Below are 24723 nucleotides of genomic sequence, written 5' to 3' on the forward strand. Positions count from 1 at the left end.
GAGACAAAATGATTCGCGTAGACAATACCTCAACCGTCACCGTTCTGCGGAGCCTGCAAAGCCCCAGCCCCGCAGCAGTTGCTTTGAAAGCTACTGAAAACACAACTTTGCCAGCTCAGGGAACAGATAAACTGAGCTTGTCTACTCCGCGCCCTGTTGCTGCCGCAACAGGCAATTTAAGTGCTGCCCAGCGTTTGGCGCAAGCCACACCGCTGAGTCTTTTCGATTCACCTCAAGTTCCCCCCTCCATCAAAGCGACGCCTTTAACGCCGCCTGGCCAGATAGCCCAAAAACCCTCAACCCTTGAAGATGGTTTAAATACGAATGAAGACTATCAAATGGCCTTTAAATGGGTTGAAACCGTAACAGGTAAACCCATCGCCTATCAAACCCCCGAGTCTCAGAAAGCCTATATCGCTGCCATTCAAGGTAAACCTCAAGAAGCCTATGATCCCAAGGCTTTCTTGGCCTCGATCGGCGTAAAAGGCGCACATACCTATGGCCGGGATGACAAAGGCGTGCACCAGTTGCTCTCTACCATTGACTATACGCCCAACAGTACCAATGTCTCCAAAACCCTGCGCTTTGTTCAAAAAATCTTCTTCAGCTTCTTTAAACATTTCCCCAAAACCTTCAATTGGATCGCCGACAAAACCGACAAATACTACTTCACCCGCAAAGATGCTAAAAACAAAAGCTGGGAAAAAGTTCAAGTCCCACAACCCGCATTTAACCCTAAAGATCCGCTGGTTCCTGCCAATTTGATCAAACAGGTTTATGCCGATACCCATTCCGCAAAAGCCCTGAATTCAGGCTGGAATCCCGATGCGGCAACGCTGTTTAACTCCTATTTCCTGCATGCCGATCCCGATCAGATGGGTGCCCTATTTGATGACGATTTCCACATGGGCATCCCCGATGGTGTAGATGGCGAACAACATTACGGTTCTTATGCCATTGCCCGTCAACTGGGCTTTACAGATGCCCAGGCCCGCAGAATTGCAAAAGCCGATTTTGACATGGATCTCAACAATACGGTCTATGGAAACTCTGACGCTTTCCCCGACGGTTTGGTCAGCAAGCACTTCGATTTAAACAAAGACAAGCCTGAAGCAGAAGATACCCGCTTTATCTGGGCTCAACGTCACCTGGATGCAGCTGTAGAACTTGCCAAACGCGGCAAGTTTGAACAGGCTGAACAGGAATTGGGCTTCGGGCTGCACAGCATTCAGGATGCCTTTGCCCATGGCCATATCCGTATTACCTCTCACGCCGTGACGGGTGAAATTCCAGACGCTGTCAAATACAATCCTGTAGCGGCCTATGAAGCAACCCTGGCGACGATCGGTTATATGCACACCTATCTGAACCGGGTCATGTCCTAAGCTTCGTTCAGCCCCATGCAAAAACCCGTGACGAAGGATCTCTTTTCTGTTATTGTCATGACCATTGGCATTTCCGCCCTGGCACTGGCTTGTCTTTTGTTTTGGCTTCAGGGTCAATCCACCAGCCGCCGCCCCCAAGTCATACTGGAGCGTTTGAAAAATCTTCAGAACCTTGAAGTTTTACAAGCTCAATTGGTGGGTACTCAAAGTTTTCGTGAAGGGGCATCGATTCCCTTTGGCCACCATGAAGTCGTTGTATTGGCCCGTGGCAGAGCTGTTTACGGAGTCAATCTTGAAAAAGCCCAGATTGCAGGTTCAGGTAAAGATTTAAAACTCGAATTGCCAAGAGTGGAAGTGCTGCATGTCATTTTGAATCCCGACTCGATTAATTTTGCCGCCCCTCAAAAATCATGGTTTACCACCCAGGAAGAATTTGAGATTTTTAGAACCCGTGCAGCAAACCAGATGCAAATCGAACTCAATAAACAGTCCCGCTCCCCTGAATTGATGGCAGAGGCAGAAAAACAGGCCACGCGCTGGCTAACGCTTTGGCTTGAAAATCTGGGTTTTCATGATGCAAAGGTTAGATTTAAATACACCCACGCAGCTTCTGAAGCACTTCAGAGCGCAAGCCCTTAAACCCGCAAGAAAAAAGGGGCTGTCGACAGCCCCTTTATTTTACTTACATCACCACTGCTACATTTAATTTGCTGAGAAATCCTGTTTTGGCATCTTCAGCTTGAATTTTGGCTGCATCCTCAGCCGAAATCACAAAGTCAACTCCGCTTTCACTGGTGCCCGTCGCCTTTACAACCAAGGGATTGCTTCCTGCCCGCTGCACACTGTTCAAGCTGCGGTGATAGGCGATGATGCCTTCTGCAATGACACGATCAATATCCAATTCAAAATTGCCGATATAGACCTGTTGTTCATCGGTCACGACCGTGGGTGACATGGCGGGTTGCACGGTCAGGCCCGAAGCATCAATGATCAAGCCGGTATAGCCCTGGGGCTTAACCACTGGCTTGGCAGAAGGCTTCGGACTGGGCTTGGCGGTAGGTTTTATGATCGGCACTTTTTTCGGTTTGGCAGCCAAGGTAACCATGGCATACTGTTGCCCCGGAATCCAGGCCAGCGGAGAATCGGTAACCCCCAACCAGGACTGTTTATAACGCTCCTGTTGTCTGCGCAAGGTCTTTTCAAGATCAATCGCAGGGGCCAAGCCTTGCGAACCAAACATGGGCATTGAAAGATCCACCTCAACCGAACCATCACTGAGATAACGCTCTTTGCCAACAGGCGCGGCCTTGATCAAAGCAGAAACTTTCAGACGCACGGTATCGCTCTCAGTGACATAATTCTTAACAATGGTTTCTGAATCGACCTGCACCCCATTCACAATTTCTGCGAGTTGACGGTAGGCATCGGCTGTCGCTGCTCGTTTCGCCATCAAACGCTTTTGGGCTGAAGAACCATTCTCTGGGGGGGCACCACTGCCGGTAACGGTAATCATTTTCTGAGTCCAATCGATACTGCCAGAACCCATGGTCTGCATCACATTTACCGATTGAGCCTGGGTGGCCTGGGGCAAAATTGAAAGGCTGGCGGCAGAGACCAACAGAGCCGTAGAAAGTAGAATTTGTAAGCTTTTTTTCATGACGGTTGAGAAATTCTCCTTGGATTTTTTCCACTCTCATTATAAGTAGGAAATCGGGAATGTAAAGCGAGCTGGCTTACACTGCAAAAGTGAGTTTTTCAAGTTTTAAATTTTTTTTCAGATTTTTTTTGAACACTCGTTTGAAGCACCGTGTCTAAAAGTTTGGAGAGAGCAAAGACTTATCTTTGCCCTCTTTCCAATGGTAGAATCAACACCGTAATCACAAGGAGATTTGGAAATGAAACGAACAACCCCCTATCTGTTGGCACTTTCCCTGACGGGCGTGTTAGGTCTGGGGGTAGGGCTGGCGGCACCGCATCTGGCTCCGCTCGTGACACCGCCAGTAGAAGCCCAGACCAGAAATGTCCCAACTCTGAATAAACTCAATGAGGATTTCATCGCGATTTCTGAAACCGTCACACCGGCAGTGGTCAGTATTTCCATGAGCAAAACCCTGAAAAGCCCCGGAAAAAATCACCCCCAGATTCCTGAAGAATTTGAAGAATTTTTTGGCCTGCCGTCTCAGCCACAAGGCCCTCAAAAGCAACAGGGCGTAGGCTCTGGGGTGGTGGTCGATGCCGCCAAGGGCTATATTCTTACCAATAATCACGTGGTTGCAGATGCCGATGAAATCAAAGTCACGCTCAGCGATCGCCGCACGTTTAAAGCAAAAATCATCGGCACCGATCCCCGCACCGACTTGGCCGTGATTCAGGTCAATGGTGCAAAAGACTTGAAACAGGTTGCTTTGGGAGATTCCAAAGATCTTGAAGTGGGCGAATGGGTCTTGGCCATTGGCAACCCCTTCGGCCTGAGTTCCACTGTCACGGCAGGCATTATCAGCGCAAAGGGACGCGCCAATGTGGGCGTCGCCGATTTTGAAGACTTTATTCAGACCGATGCCGCGATCAATCCTGGCAACAGTGGCGGCGCCCTGGTGAATATCAAAGGGGAGCTGATTGGGATCAATACAGCGATTGCAACCCGCTCCAAAGGCTATATGGGAATTGGCTTCGCCATCCCCAGCAATATGGCCAAACAGGTCATGCAAAACCTGATTTCAAAAGGCAAGGTCAACCGTTCTCAACTGGGTGTTTTCATTCAAGCGCTGGATGATTCCATGGCCCAAGGCCTGGGATTGAAAGACAGCCGTGAAGGCATTCTGGTCAGTGGCGTGATCGAAGGCTCCCCCGCCGATAAGGCCGGACTGAAAAAATACGACGTGATTTTGCGCCTGAATGGCAAGACGGTCAACGACAGCAACCAGTTCAGAAACCAAGTCGCCATGACCCCAGCTGGTTCCACTCTGGAAATCGAAGTCTTACGCAATGGCCAACGCCTGAAGGTCAAACCCCAACTGCGCGAAATGGAAAGTGGCGGTAAAAACAACACCAACAATCAGGTGCCAGAACTCAACGATAAAAGAGGCTTTCAAATTCTGGAACTGAATCCAGCCCTGCGTCAGCAACTGCGGGTTCCCGCTCAGGTAGAAGGCGTGGTGGTCAATCAGGTCTCTCCCCTGAGTGATGCCTATGAAAAAGGTTTGCGTGAAGGCGATATCATCACCGAAGTCAACCGCAAGCCCGTAAAATCAAGTGATCAGTTCAATTCCATCTTCAATAAATTGAAGAGTGGAGACGTGGTTCTGCTCTCGATTCAGAGAGAGATGGCCTCGATCGTGATTGCCTTTGAAATGCCTTAAGGTTTAATTGAAAAGCCCCCCGAAAAATCAGGGGGCTTTTTTTATGGGCAGATTGCCCTGATTAAAGTTGACCGCGCATCATGCCGTTCCAGTACATTTGGGGCAAGCCATAGGCTTTCAGCATATACATGCTGAAACGTTCCTGTGACTGATCAAAGGGGAAGGATTCGACCGGTTTGCTGTCATAGTCGAATTCAGCCAGGATCAGGCTGCCATAGCCGGTAACCAGGGGGCAGGAAGAATAGCCATTGTAAAAGCCTGTCAGTGGACGGTTCTGCATATAGGCCATCAGGTTTTCAACCAGAACAGGCGCCTGTTTGCGAATCGCCGCACCGGTACGGGCCGTTGGCACATTGGTACAATCCCCCAAGGCAAAAATATCGGGAAACTTGGCCTGCTGCATGGTGTTTTTATCGATCTCCACAAAGCCAGCGGCATCAACCAATGGGCTCTGCTGAATGAAAGCAGGTGCACTCATGGGTGGGGTAACATGCATCATATCGTATTTGAGCACTTGTTCTGCGCCCGTATCGAGGTGCTTAAAGACAGCTTCCTGTTGAGCGCCCCGTACTTCAACCAACTCATTGCGGAAATGGGTATCGGTGATATCTTTGCGTTTGAGCACTTTTTCGAGCGCGGTTTTGTACTTGGCGACGCCAAAAATACTGGCAAGACCACTGGCGAAGACCATCTTGGTTTTGCTGCGCACATGGGATTTGCTGCGGAAATAATCCTCTGTCATATACAGGGCTTTTTGAGGGGCTCCACCACATTTGATCGGGGTGCCGGGCTGGGTAAAGATCGCAGTTCCGCCTTTAAAATTTTTGACCAAATCCCAGGTGCTGTCGACGGTTTCATAGGAATAATTGCTGCAAACATTGTATTTGCCAATGCTTTCGCGCAGGCCCGTCACCTTGTCCCAGTTCAGCTCCATCCCAGCAGAGACCACCAGGTAGTCATAGCCAATTTTCTGACCCGAGGCCAGGGTAATCGCTTTCTCTTCGGGCTGGAAGCTGGCAACTTTGTCCTGAATCCAGTCCACACCGGCAGGAATATAATCGACTTCATTGCGCTCAGAGATTTCTTTGGGAAAAACACCCCCGCCGACCAGGGTCCAGAGGGGCTGATAATAATGCTTATTGGAAGGCTCAATCAAGCCAATTTCAAGGCTTTCAGATGCATTGCGCAGACGGGCGGCAACGGCAATTCCCCCGGTTCCACCCCCCACAATCAGAATTTTATAATGGGTTTTCGACATGGTAATTTACCTCTTAATTTTTGGAGTGGGGCAGACTGCTGGCCTGCAGAGAATGACTGAAATGGCGAACAAAACTCAATAAAAAGCCCATACTGCTACGGAACTCAGGCTCCATCAAAGCTTTGACCATCTGGAGGATCGAAGCAGGCTGATATTCCTGCTCACTGCGAGCCAAAGCTTCTCCTGCCGAAGCCACCACGGAAACAGTATGAATATCCAAAAGACCGTGGCGCAAACTGGCGATTAAGCGGTCCAGATCGTGCCCGGCCATATAACTCTTATAGAGATCATCCAGAGTATCGACACCTGTTCCGATCATCCCAGGAATATCGCCCAGAATTTTAATCAGGGGAACAAACTGATCCGCATGGTGAGCCAATACTTCAAAGGCTTCCAGCATGTCTGGGCGCCCAAGTATCGGCAGAAAGCGGCTGAGCGCTTCAAGGGTCTGAATGTTTTCAGGACGGGAAATTTCAAGCATCAGCTTCAAAACCGGTTCCAACCGATTGCTGAGGTCGGTGCCAGAAGCTTTCAGACTGGCAGCTTCAGCATCAAGACTGTCAACAGCAGTACTCATCATGCCAGGCATATCGCCCAGAATATTCAACCAGGGTAAAAACTGGTCTTTTTTATGCACCAAGTGTTCCAGCGTTTCAAGTACCTCAGGTTCGGTCAATTCATCGAGCATGCGCAGGGCAGAAGGCAGGCGTTCAGGCCATTGAGCCCCTTCGACCCGCAGCGGGGCACTCAGCTCATCGAGGGTATTGACGGCTGTGGCCGCCATTCCTGGAATTTCCTGCAGGGCTTTTTCAGATTTTTCAAGTCGGGATTCGAGTTGATCGAGACGGGCCAAAATTTGATCCAGACGACTGACAATCGCTTCAGAAGTTAATTCGGGTGGGCTCATACTGGCACCTTCCTATATACTATAGACCGTATGATACACTATTTCTGCAAAAAATTTCTTGATCCAGGTCAATTTTTAGATCGAATTTGAAATTTTTGAATTTATAAAATTTGCGAACGAAGCTGCAATCAAGGCTGGGGGGCAAATTGGCTTTGGCGTTGCGCTTGTGCGGTAATGGTCTGCTCAGAAATCTGAACCTGCAATTGAATTTGAATCAACCCCGAAGCCGTCCATTGAGACTGGGCCTGAAACTGTACGTCTTTTTGTGAGAGCGTGCGCTGTAATAATCTTGAAAACTCACTGTAAAAGGCTTGCTGTGATTTTTGACGAGCCTCTTCAGGGGTACGGGATTGTTGCGAGGCCTTGAGTGCAAAATCTAAAGCTTGAGACAAGGGCCCCACCAAACGGGGCTGGGCCTTGCTCTGAACCTCGGGGCTCAAGGGAGGAGAAACTTGGCAGGCCACCAAAACAGGGCTGAAAAAACAGACTGCGCAGAGAACCGGAAGTATTAACTTTCTTGACATAAACATATCTTAACACTCTTCAAATACTTTCATGCAGAGGAATAAAAACAGATTCAAAATTGATTTTGTTTTTTTTTTGAACCACAGGAGAACGTCAGGAAAAGACGATAGTTTTGATACCCGGTAATCTCGAGAATTTGCCCAACGCTATGTGCCTGTGAAACAAAATCACAGGAGAAGTAGGAAGTATGAATTGTCCACGCTGTCAGGCAGCAGAGCTGCAAAACAAATCCCGAAATGGTCAAATTTTTCTGGTTTGCCCCCGTTGTCAGCTGATCAAAGTTGATTTACGGGCCCACCGAGGTGAAGCTCTGATCTCACTCGAAAATCAGCCCAAACTGAGCTTGGGTAAACTGACTCGCGCCAATCAGAGTTTTCAGAGAACTCAGCTTGAGACCCAGGTTCAAGCAGATCATCGCTTGGCATCTGCACGTCACGATTTTCAGCGGCAGGCCATGAATCCCCCTTTGCAGGAACGAGAACCTTCTTTTGAAGAGTTTCATCTGAACTAAAGCATTTCTGAGTTTAAAACGGAGACTGGCTGCGAGTAAAGGTATGCTCGCAGCCTAATTTTTGGGGATAAGGTATAATACTTAGCATCTCAAAAATTACTCTTAAATCAAGATCAGTAAATGAAAATGAAGCAAAGCGCCACCCGTACACTTTTTTTGACCACCACTCTGGCTGCAATCCTTTCGGTTTCAGCCTGCGGAAATCCGAGCAGTACCTCGGCTCCCACCCCCAATACAGGGAATATTCCCCAATTGGCCACGCAACCGACCCCCCAGAGCAGCCAACTGAAAAAAATTCGCTTCAGTGGACATATTTTTGACAGCAGCACTGGAGAAAATATTGAACAGGCCATGATCTGGATTCAAAGTACAGATCCAGCAGGCCCAACTCCGACCGCCAGTTCCGGCACCACAACCCCGACTCCACCGCCGACAACAGCAACGCCTGCAGCAAGTGCAGCGACAGCGGCGCCAGCGGCGCCAGCCGCAACGCCTGCCCCGCCCAGCACAGGCGCAACACCCCCAACGGCACAACCGACTCCACCCCCTGCCAGTTCTGCGCCTCCGCTGCCCATTCCACCAGGCACAGACAGCGTTCCTACCCCGGCTCCCCCCAATGGCTTGCCCCAAGGGCTTGCGCCAGGAGAAGGCTGGCTTTGGGGCGTAGGCGCACAAGCCGCCACGCCTCCCAAAGCGTCGAATAAAGAGACAGGTATTTTCCGCACAACAACCAACAATCAGGGAAAATTTTGGATCAATGATGTGCCAGAAGGCAATTATACGGTGACCGTTCAGGCGCCGAAATACCGCACCCTGACCCTGACCCAAGTCGGTACTGGCCAGCTTGAAATTGCCTTATCGCCTTTAAACCCCGTCCAGACCACAGATATGACCGGCATGGTGCTGTCTGCTTCGGATACCCCTGTGGCCCGCGCCCATGTCTCCCCCTCCTATTTTTGGGGCGACAGCGCAGGTTTACCCGCTCAGAGCAATGCCCTGGGCGAATATTTGCTCCAGGAAGTTCCCTACGGCAGCCATATCCTGGCAGCCTTTGTCATGGACGAGGACTATGTCATTCAGAAGCTGGGCTTCAGCGATGAAGTGTCTGTGACAGCCAAAAGCATCAAGTCCACCTCTCCAGTCTTTGCTCCGGCTTCAGATTCAGGCGTCAAACTGCCCTCTGATCCACGCACGGAAAGCGAAAAACGCAAAGAGCTTGAGGACAAGGTCGAAAATATCCTCAAAGAAACACCCGCGCCGGAAGCCTCTCCAGACGAAACTGAACCGCCTGTTGAATCACCCAAGCCCAAGGCGATCCCATCGCCAGCCCCCAGCGCTTCTGCACCTGTTCAACCCAAAGGCACAGCGGCTCCCAATACACCGCCTGAAAAAGATCCTGTTGAAAATGAAGAAGAGGAAAAGGAAAAAACCTTTAATCTTTTCAGTGCCGTCAATGAACTGGTTACCGGAAAAAAAGCAGAGGACGCAGAGAGCGTCAAAGATGGCTCGGTCTACCCTGTGATCACCCTGCATTCTGTGCTCAGTGATTTTAAAATTGAGGGCAAAGTCACTGTTCCCCCCGGATTTCATTATCGGGGCATGGAAGTCTATTTGACCTTGAAACCCGCCAAAGATCAGCGCCCCCAGGAAGTCTTGCTCTTTACCCTGCCTGGCAAATCACCGGATTCAAAAGCAAGTGAAGACGACGAAAGCAAGAAAGACAGCAAAAAACCAACAGAAAAAGGAACGCCGCCAGCAGACCCTGGCCAGCCTGAAATTCAAGATTTCGCGCTGCGCCTGCCCAGTCTGGAAAAAGGCCAAAGCTACCATTTTCAATTTACCGCCGCAGCCAAAGAGCCTGGAAGTTTGCTTTACCACCATATTTACGAAATTGGTGAAAAGAACGCCAAAGCACTTGAGGCCAGTTTCATGCCTGCTCCCACTGCAATTGAAATTGAAGGCGAAGAAGACAATGCGGTACCCACCTCGCCACAATTTGCCTGGGAAGCAGTTCCTGGTGCAGAGTACTACCGCATCTTGCTGGAAGCCGGAAATGCCCCCGACAATAAGGTCGTTTGGGAAGCCTGGACCAAAGACACGCGTATTGTCTATCCACTCAAAACCAGCAATGGCCGCCTCAAAGAAGGTGAATTGTATACGGTCTCGGTGGCGGCCCTCAAGGGGCTCAAACCTGCGCTCAAAAACAGCAAAGAAACCTATGCACACCCAGGTTATCAAGCCATTTGGACAGATTTATCCACGCTTACGCACAGCCCCTTTGAAGTCGTAAAAACGGAACCCTGAGAAAGGTAAATCCCTTGAAAAAAGCTTTGCTCACCCCATTGATCCTCTCAACCGCCCTGACAGGCCCTGTTATTGCCCAAGAAACTCCGGCTTCAACAGCCCAACCGGCCAACTCACCTGTCAATGCACGGTTTGAGTTTGGCAACCGGCAATACAAGGGGCAATTCAGCCTGCGTTACTGGTATGGAAACAACAGTATCGACCAATGGCTAAAGAGCAAAGACAGCAGCAGCGGGATTGATATTTTTAACAATACCAAGCTCTCTTTGGGCATGCTCAATGTCAATACCGATTATTGGTTTGGCATTGTAACCCCTGAGGGGCTGGGATTTTTAGGCACTGTTTTTGGCCTGGGCCTTTCCGTGGACTATATGGATCAATTGGTTCAGGACGTGCGCCTGATGACCTATATGATGGATTTTCAATTTGCCAAGGTCTCGCTTTGGCATGACCAGGACTGGAAAAACAATATCGTTCTCAGCGGGCACTATATCAGCTATTTCAATATGATTTACAATAACCTGCCCCCCCTGCCTTTTCAAGCCGCGCCCTATTTTGGCGCGGGCATTGGCCTAGAAGGGAAGCATCCAATTTCAGAGCTGGGCGAAATCAGTTATAAACTGGTTTATGTGCCCAATTCACGCACCCCCAACCCCTTGCCCGATGGCATGGGCTTGCTGAGTGAAATCAATACCCGTTGGTTTTTAAACCCCAACCTGGCATTTAATCTGGGTTACCGGTTTAATTTTTTCAGAAGCAGCGGGGATGGAAGTGCGACTTCAGCCTCAACGGGCAGTGAAGTGAAATTGACCCGAACACTTGAAGACATGTTCCATGGGGTAAATATTGGCTTTACGAACTATTTCTGAAAATAGACATCAGGGCTGAAATCCTGTAATATTCCATAGAGTTATTCCTACCCCAAATTACAAAACATAGAAAAATCGATCCGCTCAACGAAGGAGGCCTGCGTGGCGCAAGAGGCACTACTCAAGGTAATAGACCTGGCAACCTATTTCACTACTGAAGAGGGTACTGTTAAGGCTGTAGACGGCGTAGACTTTGAAGTTCGCCGTGGCGAAGTGGTGGGTGTAGTCGGTGAGTCCGGCTGCGGCAAGAGTATCACTTCCATGTCGGTACTGCGCTTGATTGCAAAGCCCCAAGGGAAAATTGTCAGAGGCAAAATTCTCTTTGAAGGCCAAGATTTATTGGCCCTTTCTGAAGAAGATATGCGTAAAATCCGCGGTAATAAAATTGCCCTGATTTCACAAGACCCCATGACCTCGCTCAACCCTGTTTTAACCGTTGGCGAACAGATCATGGAAGCCATCATGCTCCACCAAGGTTTGGAGCGGGATGCCGCTAAAACCAAAGCGATTGAAATGCTGCGCAAAGTGGGCATTCCTGAACCCGAAAAACGTGTCGATCAATACCCGCACCAATTTTCAGGTGGGATGCGCCAGCGTGCCATTATCGCCATGGCTCTCTCCTGCGAACCCAAACTCTTGATTGCCGATGAGCCCACCACAGCCCTCGATGTCACGATTCAGGCTCAAATTCTTGATTTGATGCGTGAAATCAAAGAAAAATACAATGCCGGGATTATTTTTATTACCCACGATTTGGGTGTTGTGGCTGAAATGTGTGATTTTGTCTGCGTTATGTATGCAGGCAAAGTGGTAGAGGCCACCGATGTCTTTACCCTGTTTAAAACCCCCAGCCACCCCTATACCCTGGGTCTTTTAAAATCTATCCCCCGTTTGGATGAAATCAAAGATCGGCTGGACTCGATTGACGGACAACCCCCCAGCCTGAGCAAACTGCCCAAAGGCTGTGCTTTTGCACCCCGTTGTGTTGAAGCCAAAGAAATCTGCAAACAAAAAGAACCCGAACTGATCCGGGTAGGCGTCAACCAATTTGCACGCTGCCTGATGCGCGATGAATGGAAGGCCGAGGAAGCACAATGAGCAACAAGACCGATAAATCCAATAATCCCGTTTTGCTAGAGGTCAAAGGCCTCAAAAAGCATTTTCCGATCAAGCGGGGCATTCTGTTTTCAAAGCAAGTAGGTGCTGTTAAAGCCGTAGATGGTCTTGACCTGTTTGTGCGTGAAGGCGAAACCCTGGGCATGGTAGGCGAATCCGGCTGCGGAAAATCCACCACAGGCCGTTTGATCTTGCGCCTGATTGAACCCACTGAGGGAGAAGTCATTTTCCAGGGGCAAGATTTATTGAAACTCAATAACAACGATATGCGCGCCATGCGTCGGCAATTGCAGATGGTCTTTCAGAACCCCTATGCCTCGCTCGACCCGCGTATGACGGTCGGCGATATTATCGCTGAACCCCTGCGCGTGCATAAAATGTTTTCTTCTTCGCAAGATATGAAAAAACGCGTGCGCGAACTCTTGGATTGCGTAGGCTTAAACCCCTCCTATACTGAGCGTTTTCCCCACGAGTTTTCAGGTGGCCAACGTCAACGTATCGGGATAGCCCGCGCTTTGGCCCTGAATCCCAAGCTGATCATTGCAGATGAACCCGTATCCGCACTGGATGTATCCGTCCAGGCCCAGGTTTTGAACCTGCTCAATGATTTGCAGGCCCAGTTCAATCTGACCTTTATTTTCATTGCCCACAACCTGAGTACGGTCAACCATATCAGCGACCGCGTCGCCGTTATGTATTTGGGCAAGGTGGTGGAATTGGCTGAAAATGATTTGCTTTACGCCAATCCCAAACACCCCTATACCCAAGCCCTGATGTCGGCTGTTCCTGAACCCGATCCGCTCTTGATGCGTGGATCTGAGCGCAAAGCGCGTATTATTCTCGAAGGGGATATTCCCAGCCCGGTGAATCCTCCCTCAGGCTGCCGCTTTCATACCCGCTGCTGGGAAGTAAAAGATATCTGTAAAACCACTGAGCCTCCGCTGGTCGATACTGGCAACGGGCATTACGTGGCCTGCCACCTGCACAAAGCAGCGGCAGGTGAAACTCCCTTGCGGACCACCAACTAGAAGCAGGAGCCAGAGCAATTCATCCTCCTGCCCATGCCACAGAGCTTCTCTGTGGCGCTTTTACCCTGGAAGGTTATTCCCGCAGTACCATTGAAACCTATCTGAAGGTCAATGAGCTGAATATCTGTTTTGATATCGGCAAATGTCCCATGCATCTGGTTTTTGTACCGCAAATTTTTATTTCTCATTTTCATGGCGATCACAGCCTGGGCATGACCTATTATATTGCCCACCGCAATTTGGCCAAGCTTGAAACAGGTAAAATTTATGTGCCTGCCGCAGCTTTGGAACCAGCCCAAGCCCTCATTCGTTCCCAAGCAGCCTTGGAACAGGCCCGCCGGGATTATGAACTGATCCCGGTTGAACCGGGCATGTTGATCGACTTCAAACGTCAGAATCAAATGAAGATATTTGCAACCGATCACCGCATTCCCTCGGTCGGTTTTGAAGTGATTGAAACCCGTTCCAAGCTCAAACCCGAATATATCGGCCTGAACCAACAGGAAATCGTCAAGCTCAAGCGCGAAGGCCATGAGATTGTCTATCCGATTCGCATGTCACGCATGGCCTATGTGGGCGACTCGACCATCAAGGTCTTTGAAATGCACCCCGAGATCATGGAAAGTGAAATTTTAATCACAGAATGTACCTTTTTAGCCGATGATCACTATGAAGAAGCGGCCAAGCGCAAGCATATTCATATCCGTGATTTGGTCAATTATTTACCGCAGATTCGCAGCCAGTTTATCGTCTTGATGCATTTTTCCATGCGCTATACCCGCCAGGAAATCAAATACTATATCAACCGCTATATTCCCGAACATGAGCGGGAGCGGATTTTGCTCCTGATTTAAAACAAAAAAGCCCCTGTCAGAAACAGGGGCTTTTTTAAGGTGAGAAACTTCAGGTCACAGGTTTCACATCCCAGACCTTGCTGGCATATTCCAAAATCGTGCGATCTGAAGAAAAATAGCCCATGCGCGCAATATTCAAGATCGCCCGGCGGCTCCATTCATTTTTGTCGCGGTAGAGCTGGGCCACGGTTTCCTGGGCTTGGGCATAGGCTTCAAAATCTGCCAAAACCATGAAATAATCCCCCCGCTCCAAAAGCGCACCGAGAATCGGTTCAAAGAGTGCGGGATCCTCAGGGCTGAAGACCCCCTCACGCAACTGATTCAAAGCCAGTTCCAATTCAGGATTTGCTTTGACATAGAGCTCAGGCTGATACCCTGAAATACGCAAATCACGAACTTCATCCACGCTCAAACCAAAAATAAACATATTTTCGCGGCCAATAAAGTCCATCATTTCAATCGTGGCGCCATCGAGAGTTCCGATCGTCAGCGCGCCATTGAGCGCGAATTTCATATTGCCTGTGCCTGAGGCTTCAAAGCCCGCCGTCGAAATCTGTTCAGACAGGTCTGAGGCCGGAAAAAGATGTTCGGCCAGGGAAACATTGTAATTGGGAATAAAAAAGCACTGCAGTTTACCCTGCATATCGGGGTCATGGTTGATCTTCTCGCCAATGCTGTTGATCAATTTAATATGCAGTTTGGCCATGGCATAACCTGGAGCCGCTTTGCCTGCAAAAATCAGGGTGCGCGGGTGAATACAGGCCTCAGGATCGGCTTTGATTCGGTTATAGAGCACAATCGTATGCAAAGCCGCGAGTAATTGGCGCTTGTACTCATGAATTCGCTTGATCTGCACATCAAAAATCGCATGGGGGTTGAGCTCAAAGCCATGACGGTTTTTCAAATAGGCGGCCAAAGTGGCTTTATTTTTTTGTTTAATATCCCAGATTTCTTTTTGAAAACCCGCATCATCGGCATATTTTTCAAGCTGCTTGATCTCATCCAATTGCTTGACCCAGCCAAGACCGACTTTATCGGTAATCAAATCTGAAAGCAAAGGATTGGATTGTTTGATCCAACGCCGGGGAGTCACCCCATTGGTGACGTTGATAAACTTCTCAGGCCAAAGCTCTGCAAAATCGCGAAAAATGGTCTTGGTCATGAGATCACTGTGCACCGCAGAAACCCCATTCACACGGTGGGCAGCCACCACGCCCAAATGGCCCATCTGCACCATCGGGGCTTCGCCCTGGGTAATGATCGAAAGATGTTGTTTTGAGCTCAAATCATCACCACTGCTGAGGGTGATTTGGCTGAGAAACCGGCGGTTGATTTCATAGAGCAATTCCAAATGGCGGGGCAAAAGCAGGCGCATCAATGAAACCGGCCATTTTTCAAGTGCTTCGGGCAAAAGGGTGTGGTTGGTATACGAGATCGTTCGCGTGGTGATCTCCCAGGCCAAATCCCAGGGCAAACGCTCAATATCAATCAAAATCCGCATCAACTCAACAATCGCCAAGTTGGGATGGGTATCATTGCACTGAATTGCCACCGCATCCGGGAACTTACGCAGATCGGTATGCATTTTCTTGAAGCGTCTGAAAATATCCTGAAGGGCAGCGGCCACCATAAAATATTCCTGCTTTAAGCGCAGTTCCTGGCCCACAAATTCCTTGTCATTGGGATAGAGCACACGGGAGATATTTTCATTCAGGGTTTTATCGCGCATGGCATTGATATATTCGCCCTGATTAAAATGCGTCAAATCCAAAGAATTGATCGCTTCAGCTTTCCAAAGCCTCAGGGTAATCGCCTTGTCATTGCGGTAGCCAGGAATCGGCGTATCATAGGCCACTGCCAAGACCTTTTCAGTGTTTTCCCATTTCACAAACACTTCGCCTTCGCTGTCTTCGTGAAAGGACGTATTGCCATAAAAATTGATCTTGAATTGCACTTCAGGGCGCACAATGTCCCAGGGATTGCCATAGCGCAGCCACTGGTCAGGCGACTCAATTTGATAGCCATTGTGAATTTTTTGGAAAAACATACCATAGTCAAAGCGGATGCCATAGCCCATGCCCGCAATGCCCTGGGTGGCCATTGAGTCCAGAAAACAGGCTGCCAAACGCCCCAAACCGCCATTGCCCAGACCCGCATCCCATTCCGCACTGCGAATTTGATCAAAATCGAGCCCCAAATGCTTGAGCGCCTGCCGGGTTTCATTCTGAATGCCCAGGTTGATCAGGCAATTATCCAGCAGGCGACCCACCAGATACTCCATGGAGAGGTAATAAACCTGCTTTGATTTTTTTTGGTAAAAATTATCCTGGGTATCCAACCAGCGGTCATGTACCCGATCGAGCACGGCCAAAACCAGACTCTGGTAATTGTCCCACTGAGTTGAGGAATATTTGTCTTCAGCCAGGGTATAGCGCAAATGTTCGCGAATATCCGTCTCGATCGACTGAATTTCCATTCCGGTGCGGGGGTTGGGTAAACGGTGTGGCATGGGCAGGTCCTTTTCTATCCGTTCTGTTTAGACTTAGACAGTTTAGCAAAACGGGAAGCCCAACGCATCCTTACCTCTCAAGCCAAAGGCTTTATAATCTAAACCACGCCCGCCACGGTTTTCCGCTTGGCCGCTTCAAGCGCTACCAGCAAAACCGAGATATCTGCCGGGGTCACACCGCCCACCTGGGCAGCCTGGCCGAGGGAGGCAGGTTTTAATTTACTCAGTTTATCCTGGGCCTCACGCGAAAGCGCTTTGACCGCGTAATAATCAAAGGCAAGTGGAATCTCAAGGTTTTCAAGCCGCTGGGAACGCTCAACCTGAACCTGCTGGCGCTTGATATAGCCTGCATATTTGACCTGAATTTCAACCTGTTCGGCACACTCAGGATCGAGCAAACCTGTTTCAGGCGGGAAATGGCGTTCTAAAAGCGCATAGGGCATATCCGGACGGCGCAGCAATTCAACCAAGGTCATGCTGCCGGCCGGAAGATCGAGGTGTTCAATCACTGAATTCAATTCATGGGCCTTCACGCGGGTCTGTTTCAAACGCTCAAGTTCACGGGCAATCGTTTCACGCTTTTCTTGCAGGCGCTGCCAACGATCTTCGCCCGCCAAGCCAATCCGATAGCCCAGTTCCGTCAAACGCAGATCCGCATTGTCGTGACGCAGCATCAAACGGTGCTCTGAACGCGAAGTGAGCATGCGATAGGGGTCTGAGATTTCTTTGGTGACCAAATCATCAATCAGGGTGCCGATATACGATTCAGAGCGTTTGAAAATAATATAATCCTGCCCCTGGGCCTTGCGGGCGGCATTGATCCCCGCCACAATCCCCTGGGCAGCCGCTTCTTCATACCCACTGGTGCCATTGATCTGGCCTGCGGTAAACAGCCCAGGAACCGCCTGCAGCTCCAGCCAGGGATGCAGTTGCGTAGCGGGAATGGCATCGTATTCTACGGCATAGGCTGGGCGAATGATTTCAACCTTTTCAAGCCCTTTCATGGTGCGCAACATGGCCAACTGAACGGGCTCGGGCAAACAGGTCGACATGCCCTGAACATAAATCTCAGTGCTGTCTGCGCCTTCTGGCTCCAAAAAGACAGGGTGCTGTTCACGATCGGCAAAACGCACGACCTTGTCTTCAATCGAAGGACAATAGCGCGGGCCCACCCCATCAATCATGCCGCTGTACATGGGTGAAAGCTGAATATTATCGGTAATCACCCGGTGGGTTTCCAGATTGGTCGCGGTGATCCAGCAGACATGCTGGGGCAAGGCCGTTTCTGGCGGTTGAAACGAGAAAAAACGGATCGGTTCTTCGCCCGGCTGTTCTTCAAGAATCGAAAAATTGATGCTGCGGCGGTCAATCCGGGGCGAGGTGCCCGTTTTTAAACGGTGGGTACGCACTCCCAATTCACGCAGATTGAGTGAGAGCTGTTCAGCCGAAAACTCACCGGAACGACCCGCTGAAAAAGCGGTCTGGCCCACAAATATTTTACCCTGCAAAAACGTGCCGGTCGTTAAGACCAAGGCTTCTGTGCGGTATTCCATGCCAAAATGGGTGCGCAGACCTGCGATCTTTCCATTTTCGAGGATCACCTGATCCACCATGGCCTGTTTGATTTTGAGATTGGGTTCAGTTTCAAGTACCTGGCGCATGATGCGGCTGTAGAGTTTTTTATCGCTCTGGGCGCGTAAGGCCTGCACAGCAGGCCCTTTGGAACGGTTCAGGGTACGAATCTGCAAATAGCTGCGATCGGTGACCTTGGCCATCTGACCACCCAAGGCATCCACTTCTCTGACCAGAGTTCCCTTGGCCAAGCCGCCCACGGCAGGATTGCAGGGCATCCAGGCCATCGTATCGAGATTGATAGTCAACAGGAGCGTTTTACAGCCCATACGTGCTGCTGCCAAAGCTGCTTCACAGCCAGCATGGCCTGCGCCCACCACAATCACGTCAAAGCTATTTTCGTCCTGGTTCAGTATCAACATGGCAGCTTCCTTTTAATTTGCAGGGTCAGACTTAAATTCAGACATTTTATTCTGTTTTATCGAATATTTTAGCACAGCCACCGCAACGCCATGAACCACAATGCGCCAGATCTCCTGTTCAGAAATCCGGCGCAGGCCTATCCATCAAAAGGCTTGTCAAAGGCTTCAGTGAGCCACCTGAGTGCGGGTTGCTTGAATTTTCGCTTGGGCTTCATTGAGGAGAGTCTCTTGTACATTGCCGATTTGGCCGTCCAAAACAGACTTGTCTCCCCGATAGACACGGTTCAGCTCATCCACTCGGGCCTGGGTTTTATCCCGCGCCACAGTCAGCGGTGCTTTCGCTCCCACGGTGGCCTCTTGATGCTCAAGTGCCTTTTGATGGGCCGCAAAATAGGGCTTGACCTCGGCCTGGGTATCAGAGCGCGGATGGGCAAGCAAATCGCTTAAGTCCTGCTCCAGACCTGCAACCTGGCTTTCAGACTGGCTGTAACGCCCTCTTGCAGCCTCTTCATTGCTCAGCGCCGAATTCAGCGAGCGGTTGGCGCCACTGATTTCATTCTGGTAGCGCGACTGTAAATTTCGAGCGCTTTGCTGATGATTGGCAATCGAGCGCACATTGCTGTCCTTGCGATCTTTGTATTGGCTCAGCGCCACGCGGTCAATCGGATCCAAATTATAAAAAAGCAGGCTGATCTGATCAATATCCTGGGTAAATGCCAAACGTAAATTAACCGATTCTAAACTGGATTCCCGATCTTTCAATTCGCGAACCTCACGCCCGGCACGCGAGACTTGCCTTTCCAATTGATCAATCCGATTCAAATCCCGGTATTTATTGGCGTCGGCAAAGGGGTCTGCTCCATAGGGAGAACCATTCCCTGGCTTAAAGGGATCGGTACCATAGGGGCTGCCATCGCCCGAGGAAGGAGGCGCACTGGGTTTATTCGGTTTCGCGCGTTCAAAATCGAGATCCGTCGAAGCCCGCTGATAATCTCTTTCTGCCTGGCGGCGATCTGAACTGACCTGCGAGAGCGTTAAAGCGGTATAGGTCTGAATTTGGGCATACAGGCCCCGGTTTTCAGACTCCAGTTGGCGGGCTTGCTGCAAATGGCCTTCTGCTTCGCCGGGCAAGCGTTCCAAGGCATTCACATTCGCCTGGGCCTGGCTTCTGGATTGAGAGGCCCGCTCCAGCTGAGAACGCATCTCACTGCGATGATCTTTGGCATCTGCCAGGGTAGCCTCCAACTCAAAGACATGCGGGAAACGGGCTTCACGCAAATCATGCGCCGTTTGGTTTACCCGCTTTGTTTCACGACGATCAGCGGTTTGCCAGGCATCCAGGGCACTGTCGCGCTCACGGGTGGGTGTTTTTAAATCAGCGACCCATGTATCGGTACGGGTTTTTAACTGTCCACGCAATTCCCCCACCCGCTGGGTTTCCTGTCCTGCCAGACCTGAGAGATTGCCAATCAGATCTTCCATTTTCGTTTTGACCGCTCCGGTTTTCAGCAGTGAAATCTGCTGTGCAGCGGGGGCAGTCTGGCGATAATCGGCCTTCAAACGGTCAAGCACCTGAACCGCAAGGAATTGATCTACGTGCTTTTCCTGGCCTGCATCTTTTGCAATCACATAAGCGGCATCGACGCGTGACTGGGTCGGTTGCTTGAGATAGGAATCTGCGGCCTGAAGTTTGACATTGGCAGTGGTTTGATCGACATCATCGCCTAAAAAGGTGCTCTGATTTTTTTCATCCACCAAAAAAGCCCCCCGGCCTGAAAAAGCCTGGGCAATATTATTGTCTATCGCCAGCGGTGTTTTGCCATGATCCTGCTTGATATTGGGATCGCGATCCAGCTCTGAAATTAAGATCTGTTTGTTTTCTTTCCAAAAGCCATCTTCAATCGTCAGGGCATGCACATTGGCCTTGCCATCAGCATCGACGATGACCAGTTCTGCGCCCTCATGCTGTTTGGCTTTTTCAAGCGCCTGTTCAAGGCTTAAGCCAGAAGCCAAGGGCGTTTTATTCGCTTTTACGGGATTGTTCGGATCCCAAAACCCCTTGTCATGAGAACCAATATTGAGACCACCCTCTGCCATGGAAAAACTCCTTTGTACAAACTAAACCCACCTTCAGTTTGAAGTATCGAAGAATTCGAAAACCTCTGAATATAGGTAATTCTTTATTTCTAGGGTATTATCCCGAAAACAGCCAGAAATCTTGCCTAAAATTTAGCACAGTACCTCTGTTCATTTCAGAATATTTGCGATAGAAATCTTTTCAAGCAAGTACTTTCAAGAATCCCAGCCAACAGAATTTAAGCTTTAAAACAGTGTCTGCTGGCAAAATCTTTGTTCCCGTCTCAGCACAGCTGACCCTACCCGCACTTGAAAAGCTGTGTTAAAATGAGCGCAATTACTTGTCTTTTGCTGATTCCAGCGGGAATCTTGCTCAAGCAACGACCCCCCAGCCGTCTTAGATCAAAAAACCAGGATTGAATTTTATGGATGCAGAAGATTTCAAAACACTCGGTGAATGCGAATTTGGCACGATCTGGGAAGTACAGAGCGAAAATAAAGTGGTCGTCAATGCCTACCAGGCCGCACTCTATTTTTCCCGCGAAGATTTTATGCACTTCGCCAAAATGGTAGAAGAATCTGTGGTCGCATTAACAGGTCGTGGCTTTCAAGCCTCCTCAGCCCCACCGCCTGCGGCCCCTGCCGCTGCGCCTGCAGCCAAAAAAGAGGCCCAGAGCGAAGTGGCCCAGATTACAGATTTTCGGGCTTTTCGCAAAAGCAAAGGCAGCTCAGCCAAAGACGAAGAGGATGATGATTTCACAAGCTAAAAACTTGTCTCATTTGGCTTGAGGAAAGCCTCTTGACCTGTATTTGTGCGTATGTTATTCTGTATGTAAATGCTGAAGGTTCAGGCTCAAAGAGTTGAAAATGGGCTTGAAAATGAGGGCTTGAAAAAGTCAACTTTTAACTGAGAGAAACTTTCTATTGCCCTCACAGACCCTTGTCCTGAATGCATTTTACTTGTTTTTTTACGTAATTTTGAATGCTCTTAAAAGGAGAATATACTGAATGGCCGCTAATAATCAAATTGTCGTGATTGGACGCGCAGGAAACAATGTTTCCGACGATATGCGTCATACCCAAAGTGGAACCGCCATCGCAGAAGTGCGTTTGGCTGTCAACCGCACCACCAAAGACGCTTCAGGCAATCCCATCACCGACTGGATCAGCTGTAAATTCTGGGACAAACAGGCCGAACGCCTGGGTGAGTTTGTCAAAAAAGGGGATTTGATCAGCGTGACCGGCGCGTTACGTGTCGACAACTGGGAAAGCCCCCAAGGTGAAAAACGTCAAAAATACTATGTTCATGGTGAAAACTTCCAAATGCTCGAATCCCGCCGGGCCCGTGAAGAGCGCACCGGTGATTTTGGCGGAGGGGCACCCGCTCCTCGGCGTGAAGCTGCTCCAGCGCGCGCAGCAGCCCCCTCCTCATCTCATAATGATTTTGGCGGAGATGAATTTGTAGACGATGATGAACTGCCGCCTTTTTGAGTTCTGAGCCAGCATGTCGCTACGCGCCCTGATCTTCGATCTGGATGATACCCTGATCGACACCCATGGCCAACTGGTCTATCAAGCCCATTGGCAAGCCTGTTTGGCCATGCATGCGGCGGGTTTGCAGATTTCCCCTGCGGAACTGATGCAAACCCGCCAAAATCTTCTGCTTCAGCACCCCCGAGCTGAAATCAATGCACTTTTGGCTGCCCACTATCAATGCCAGTCTCAGGCCGTGATTCAAGCCGGCTTTGAAACCTATTTCAATCCCCATTTGACAGAATTGGACCTTTTTCCGGGTACACGCGCTTTGCTTGAAAACTGGGCTCAAAACTACGCCCTCTTTCTCGTCACTTCAGGCTATGAAAAAACCCAAAAGCGCAAAGTCGAACTCTTAAAAATTGCTCCCTTCTTTCAGGGAATTCATTTCGTAGATATCAAAGACAAAAACGGAAAGTACAAGGCTTTTTACGAACTTCAAACAAGCCTTGGCGGTGAAAACCACGAATTTGCCGTGATCGGAGATCGCATCAACAATGAAATTGTCGCCGGTAACCAATTGGGCATGACCACTGTCTGGATTCGACACGGCGAATGCGCCCATATTTTGCCGCAAAACAAGCTTGAAGAACCTGACTTTACGCTCAATCATGTCAGAGAATTGCCTGAGATCTTAGCCCAGCCCCTTTCAAAACAAAGCCATTGAATTTTATTTTTCAACAGAATTCTTTTTTTTTCTTTGACTTTATCCCCAGATTAAACTTTCTTGAGACCAGACAACTGCTTGGCGGTTTGGAGAAAGCACGCTTCTGTGCTAACATAAACCTGTCAGTAAAAGCCTGAGTGCAAGTCACAGTCTTTATCTCAGAGCGCATTCAGCAAAATAGGACTGACATCCCAAGCCTGTAACTCACCTCTGAATCGGAAAGGAATCATGAATCTATGTCATTGCTGATTAAGAATGGCCGCATTGTAACCGCAGTAGACGATTATCACGCCGATGTCTTTATAGAGAACGATACGGTCACCCTGATCGGAAAAAATTTGGAAATGCCTGCGGATCAGGTCATCGACGCCGCCGGTAAACTGGTAATTCCCGGTGGAATCGACCCCCATACCCATATGGACATGCCCTTCGGAGGCACCGTTTCAGCGGATGATTTTGAAACAGGCACACGGGCTGCCGCCTGTGGTGGAACCACCACGATTATTGATTTTGCGATTCAGACCAAAGGGAAATCAACCTTTGAAGCGCTCGATACCTGGCATGCCAAAGCCGAAGGCAAAGCGGCAATTGACTATGGCTTTCATATGATTATTACCGACTTACCTGAAGAACGCATTCCTGAAATGACCCGTCTGGCCAATGAAGGCATTACCTCCTATAAATTGTTTATGGCTTATCCTGGTGTACTTTATGCCGATGATGGCACGATTTTCCGCGCCATGCGCAAAGCGGGTCAAGACGGAACCGTGATTTGCATGCACGCTGAAAATGGCATCGTGATTGATGAAATTATCAAAGACGCCATCCGCGAAGGCAAAACCGATCCCAAATGGCATGCCTTGACCCGCCCCACCCGCATGGAGGCAGAAGGCGTCCACCGCGCCATTTCGATCGCCGAAGTGGCAGGGGTGCCTGTGTATATTGTTCACCTCTCTTCTTCTGATGCCCTTGAGCAGGTTTCGCTGGCCCGTCAACGGGGGGTTGCTGCCTTTGCAGAAACCTGCCCTCAGTACCTCTTTCTTGACCAAAGCTATTATTTTAAAGAGGGTTTTGAAGGCGCCAAATATGTCATGACCCCAGCACTGCGCGAACAGTGGAACCAGGATAAACTCTGGAGAGGTTTGCGTTTTGGCGATCTTCAGTCCATCGCCACCGATCACTGCCCCTTCTGTTTTAAAGACCAAAAAGAACTGGGTTTGCATGATTTTACAAAAATCCCCAATGGCGGCCCAGGCGTTGAAAACCGCATGAGTCTTGTCTATAATGGCGGGGTTGTTGGCGGACGCATCTCTGTGAATAAATTCGTGGAACTGACCTCAACGGCAGCGGCCAAAACCTTTGGGCTCTTCCCCAAAAAGGGCACCATTGCCATCGGCTCTGACGCTGATATCGTTATTTTTGATCCTGAACGCAAAGAGACCATCAGCATCAACAATCCCCATATGCACCATATGAACGTAGACTATAGCCTCTATGAAGGGGTAGAAGTTCAGGGCATTGCAGAAACGGTTATCTCCCGAGGCAAAGTCGTTGTCGAGAAAAACAACTATATTGGCCGCAAAGGGGATGGGCATTTTCTTAAAAGAGGCCTTTACGGGGGCCTGAAATAGGCAATTTACGGGGCTGAAAACATCATTTTATCTCAAGGATTTTGTTTTCAGCCCTTCATTTTATCCTTTGTTTGGTGTTTAATTATAGAAGAACATGTTTCAGCCCACTGCAGGATCTGCATTTTTCAGCTTTTCAGATGGATCATCTACAAGGGCATTGCGAGAGAGTTAGTAAACGGAATCAGAAGGATCTGATC

Annotated in this window: 20 protein-coding genes; 13 read left to right on the forward strand and 7 right to left on the reverse strand. The window is 49.5% G+C overall.

Translation table 11 applies throughout. The features are described from left to right. The first annotated feature begins 8 nt into the window (after positions 1–8). On the forward strand, positions 9–1385 hold the full coding sequence (locus COW20_17460; GenBank protein ID PIW46028.1) for a hypothetical protein: 1377 nt from the start codon (positions 9–11) through the stop codon (positions 1383–1385). Positions 1386–1400: 15 nt separating this feature from the next. Beyond that, positions 1401–2024 (forward strand): hypothetical protein, encoded by a 624-nt coding sequence (locus tag COW20_17465; GenBank protein ID PIW46029.1) that lies wholly within the window; start codon positions 1401–1403, stop codon positions 2022–2024. A gap of 43 nt (positions 2025–2067) precedes the next feature. Here the strand turns inward: COW20_17465 and COW20_17470 are convergent, their stop codons facing one another. Further along, positions 2068–3042, reverse strand: a complete 975-nt coding sequence (locus tag COW20_17470; protein ID PIW46030.1) for a hypothetical protein — start codon at positions 3040–3042, stop codon at positions 2068–2070. 238 nt (positions 3043–3280) lie between these two features. Here COW20_17470 and COW20_17475 point away from each other — a divergent pair, with 238 nt between their 5' ends. Then, a complete protein-coding gene (locus COW20_17475; protein PIW46031.1) occupies positions 3281–4744 on the forward strand; it encodes a hypothetical protein in 1464 nt (487 codons plus the stop codon). Between the two features lie 61 nt (positions 4745–4805). Here COW20_17475 and COW20_17480 read toward each other — a convergent pair whose 3' ends face one another. The 3 genes from COW20_17480 to COW20_17490 all read right to left on the reverse strand — a co-directional run bounded on the left by COW20_17480 (position 4806) and on the right by COW20_17490 (position 7433). Then, on the reverse strand, positions 4806–6002 hold the full coding sequence (locus tag COW20_17480; GenBank protein ID PIW46032.1) for a pyridine nucleotide-disulfide oxidoreductase: 1197 nt from the start codon (positions 6000–6002) through the stop codon (positions 4806–4808). 13 nt (positions 6003–6015) lie between these two features. Further along, the gene (locus COW20_17485; protein ID PIW46033.1) at positions 6016–6909 is read right to left on the reverse strand and encodes a hypothetical protein; all 894 of its coding nucleotides are present in this window, start codon (positions 6907–6909) and stop codon (positions 6016–6018) included. A gap of 128 nt (positions 6910–7037) precedes the next feature. Then, positions 7038–7433, reverse strand: coding sequence for a hypothetical protein (locus tag COW20_17490; GenBank protein ID PIW46034.1), 396 nt, complete (start codon positions 7431–7433; stop codon positions 7038–7040). A gap of 188 nt (positions 7434–7621) precedes the next feature. Between COW20_17490 and COW20_17495 the strand changes: the two genes are divergently transcribed. The 6 genes from COW20_17495 (at position 7622) to COW20_17520 (ending at position 14116) form a co-directional block, all read left to right on the forward strand. After that, positions 7622–7945, forward strand: a complete 324-nt coding sequence (locus COW20_17495) for a hypothetical protein (GenBank protein PIW46035.1) — start codon at positions 7622–7624, stop codon at positions 7943–7945. Positions 7946–8065: 120 nt separating this feature from the next. Then, positions 8066–10249, forward strand: coding sequence for a hypothetical protein (locus COW20_17500; GenBank protein PIW46036.1), 2184 nt, complete (start codon positions 8066–8068; stop codon positions 10247–10249). 14 nt (positions 10250–10263) lie between these two features. After that, entirely contained in the window at positions 10264–11118 is an 855-nt protein-coding gene (locus COW20_17505; GenBank protein PIW46037.1) for a hypothetical protein, read from the forward strand. Positions 11119–11220: 102 nt separating this feature from the next. Beyond that, positions 11221–12216 carry a peptide ABC transporter ATP-binding protein gene (locus COW20_17510; GenBank protein PIW46038.1) on the forward strand — a complete coding sequence of 332 codons (996 nt, stop codon included), beginning with the start codon at positions 11221–11223 and terminating at the stop codon, positions 12214–12216. Then, the gene (locus COW20_17515) at positions 12213–13262 is read left to right on the forward strand and encodes a peptide ABC transporter substrate-binding protein (protein ID PIW46039.1); all 1050 of its coding nucleotides are present in this window, start codon (positions 12213–12215) and stop codon (positions 13260–13262) included. The genes COW20_17510 and COW20_17515 overlap by 4 nt, the downstream gene beginning before the upstream one ends. A gap of 149 nt (positions 13263–13411) precedes the next feature. Further along, positions 13412–14116, forward strand: coding sequence for a hypothetical protein (locus COW20_17520; protein PIW46040.1), 705 nt, complete (start codon positions 13412–13414; stop codon positions 14114–14116). A gap of 49 nt (positions 14117–14165) precedes the next feature. On the opposite strand, the gene COW20_17525 is transcribed toward COW20_17520, so the two are convergent. From COW20_17525 to COW20_17535, 3 genes are all read right to left on the reverse strand, one after another. Then, positions 14166–16625: a glycogen phosphorylase gene (locus tag COW20_17525; GenBank protein ID PIW46041.1), complete on the reverse strand. Its 2460-nt coding sequence runs from the start codon at positions 16623–16625 to the stop codon at positions 14166–14168. Between the two features lie 98 nt (positions 16626–16723). Further along, positions 16724–18619 carry a tRNA uridine-5-carboxymethylaminomethyl(34) synthesis enzyme MnmG gene (locus COW20_17530; protein PIW46042.1) on the reverse strand — a complete coding sequence of 632 codons (1896 nt, stop codon included), beginning with the start codon at positions 18617–18619 and terminating at the stop codon, positions 16724–16726. Positions 18620–18784: 165 nt separating this feature from the next. Beyond that, positions 18785–20716 (reverse strand): hypothetical protein, encoded by a 1932-nt coding sequence (locus COW20_17535; protein PIW46043.1) that lies wholly within the window; start codon positions 20714–20716, stop codon positions 18785–18787. A gap of 404 nt (positions 20717–21120) precedes the next feature. Here COW20_17535 and COW20_17540 point away from each other — a divergent pair, with 404 nt between their 5' ends. From COW20_17540 to hydA, 4 genes are all read left to right on the forward strand, one after another. Further along, positions 21121–21462, forward strand: a complete 342-nt coding sequence (locus COW20_17540) for a hypothetical protein (GenBank protein PIW46044.1) — start codon at positions 21121–21123, stop codon at positions 21460–21462. A 241-nt stretch (positions 21463–21703) separates the two neighbouring features. After that, positions 21704–22186 (forward strand): single-stranded DNA-binding protein, encoded by a 483-nt coding sequence (locus tag COW20_17545; protein ID PIW46045.1) that lies wholly within the window; start codon positions 21704–21706, stop codon positions 22184–22186. A 13-nt stretch (positions 22187–22199) separates the two neighbouring features. Further along, positions 22200–22895 carry a hypothetical protein gene (locus COW20_17550; GenBank protein ID PIW46046.1) on the forward strand — a complete coding sequence of 232 codons (696 nt, stop codon included), beginning with the start codon at positions 22200–22202 and terminating at the stop codon, positions 22893–22895. A 236-nt stretch (positions 22896–23131) separates the two neighbouring features. Beyond that, complete coding sequence (gene hydA, locus COW20_17555) at positions 23132–24526, forward strand: dihydropyrimidinase (protein ID PIW46047.1); 1395 nt, start codon at positions 23132–23134, stop codon at positions 24524–24526. The last annotated feature ends 197 nt before the right edge of the window (positions 24527–24723 follow it).

The sequence above is a fragment of the bacterium (Candidatus Blackallbacteria) CG13_big_fil_rev_8_21_14_2_50_49_14 genome (genome assembly GCA_002783405.1).
In the GTDB taxonomy this organism is placed as follows: domain Bacteria; phylum Cyanobacteriota; class Sericytochromatia; order UBA7694; family UBA7694.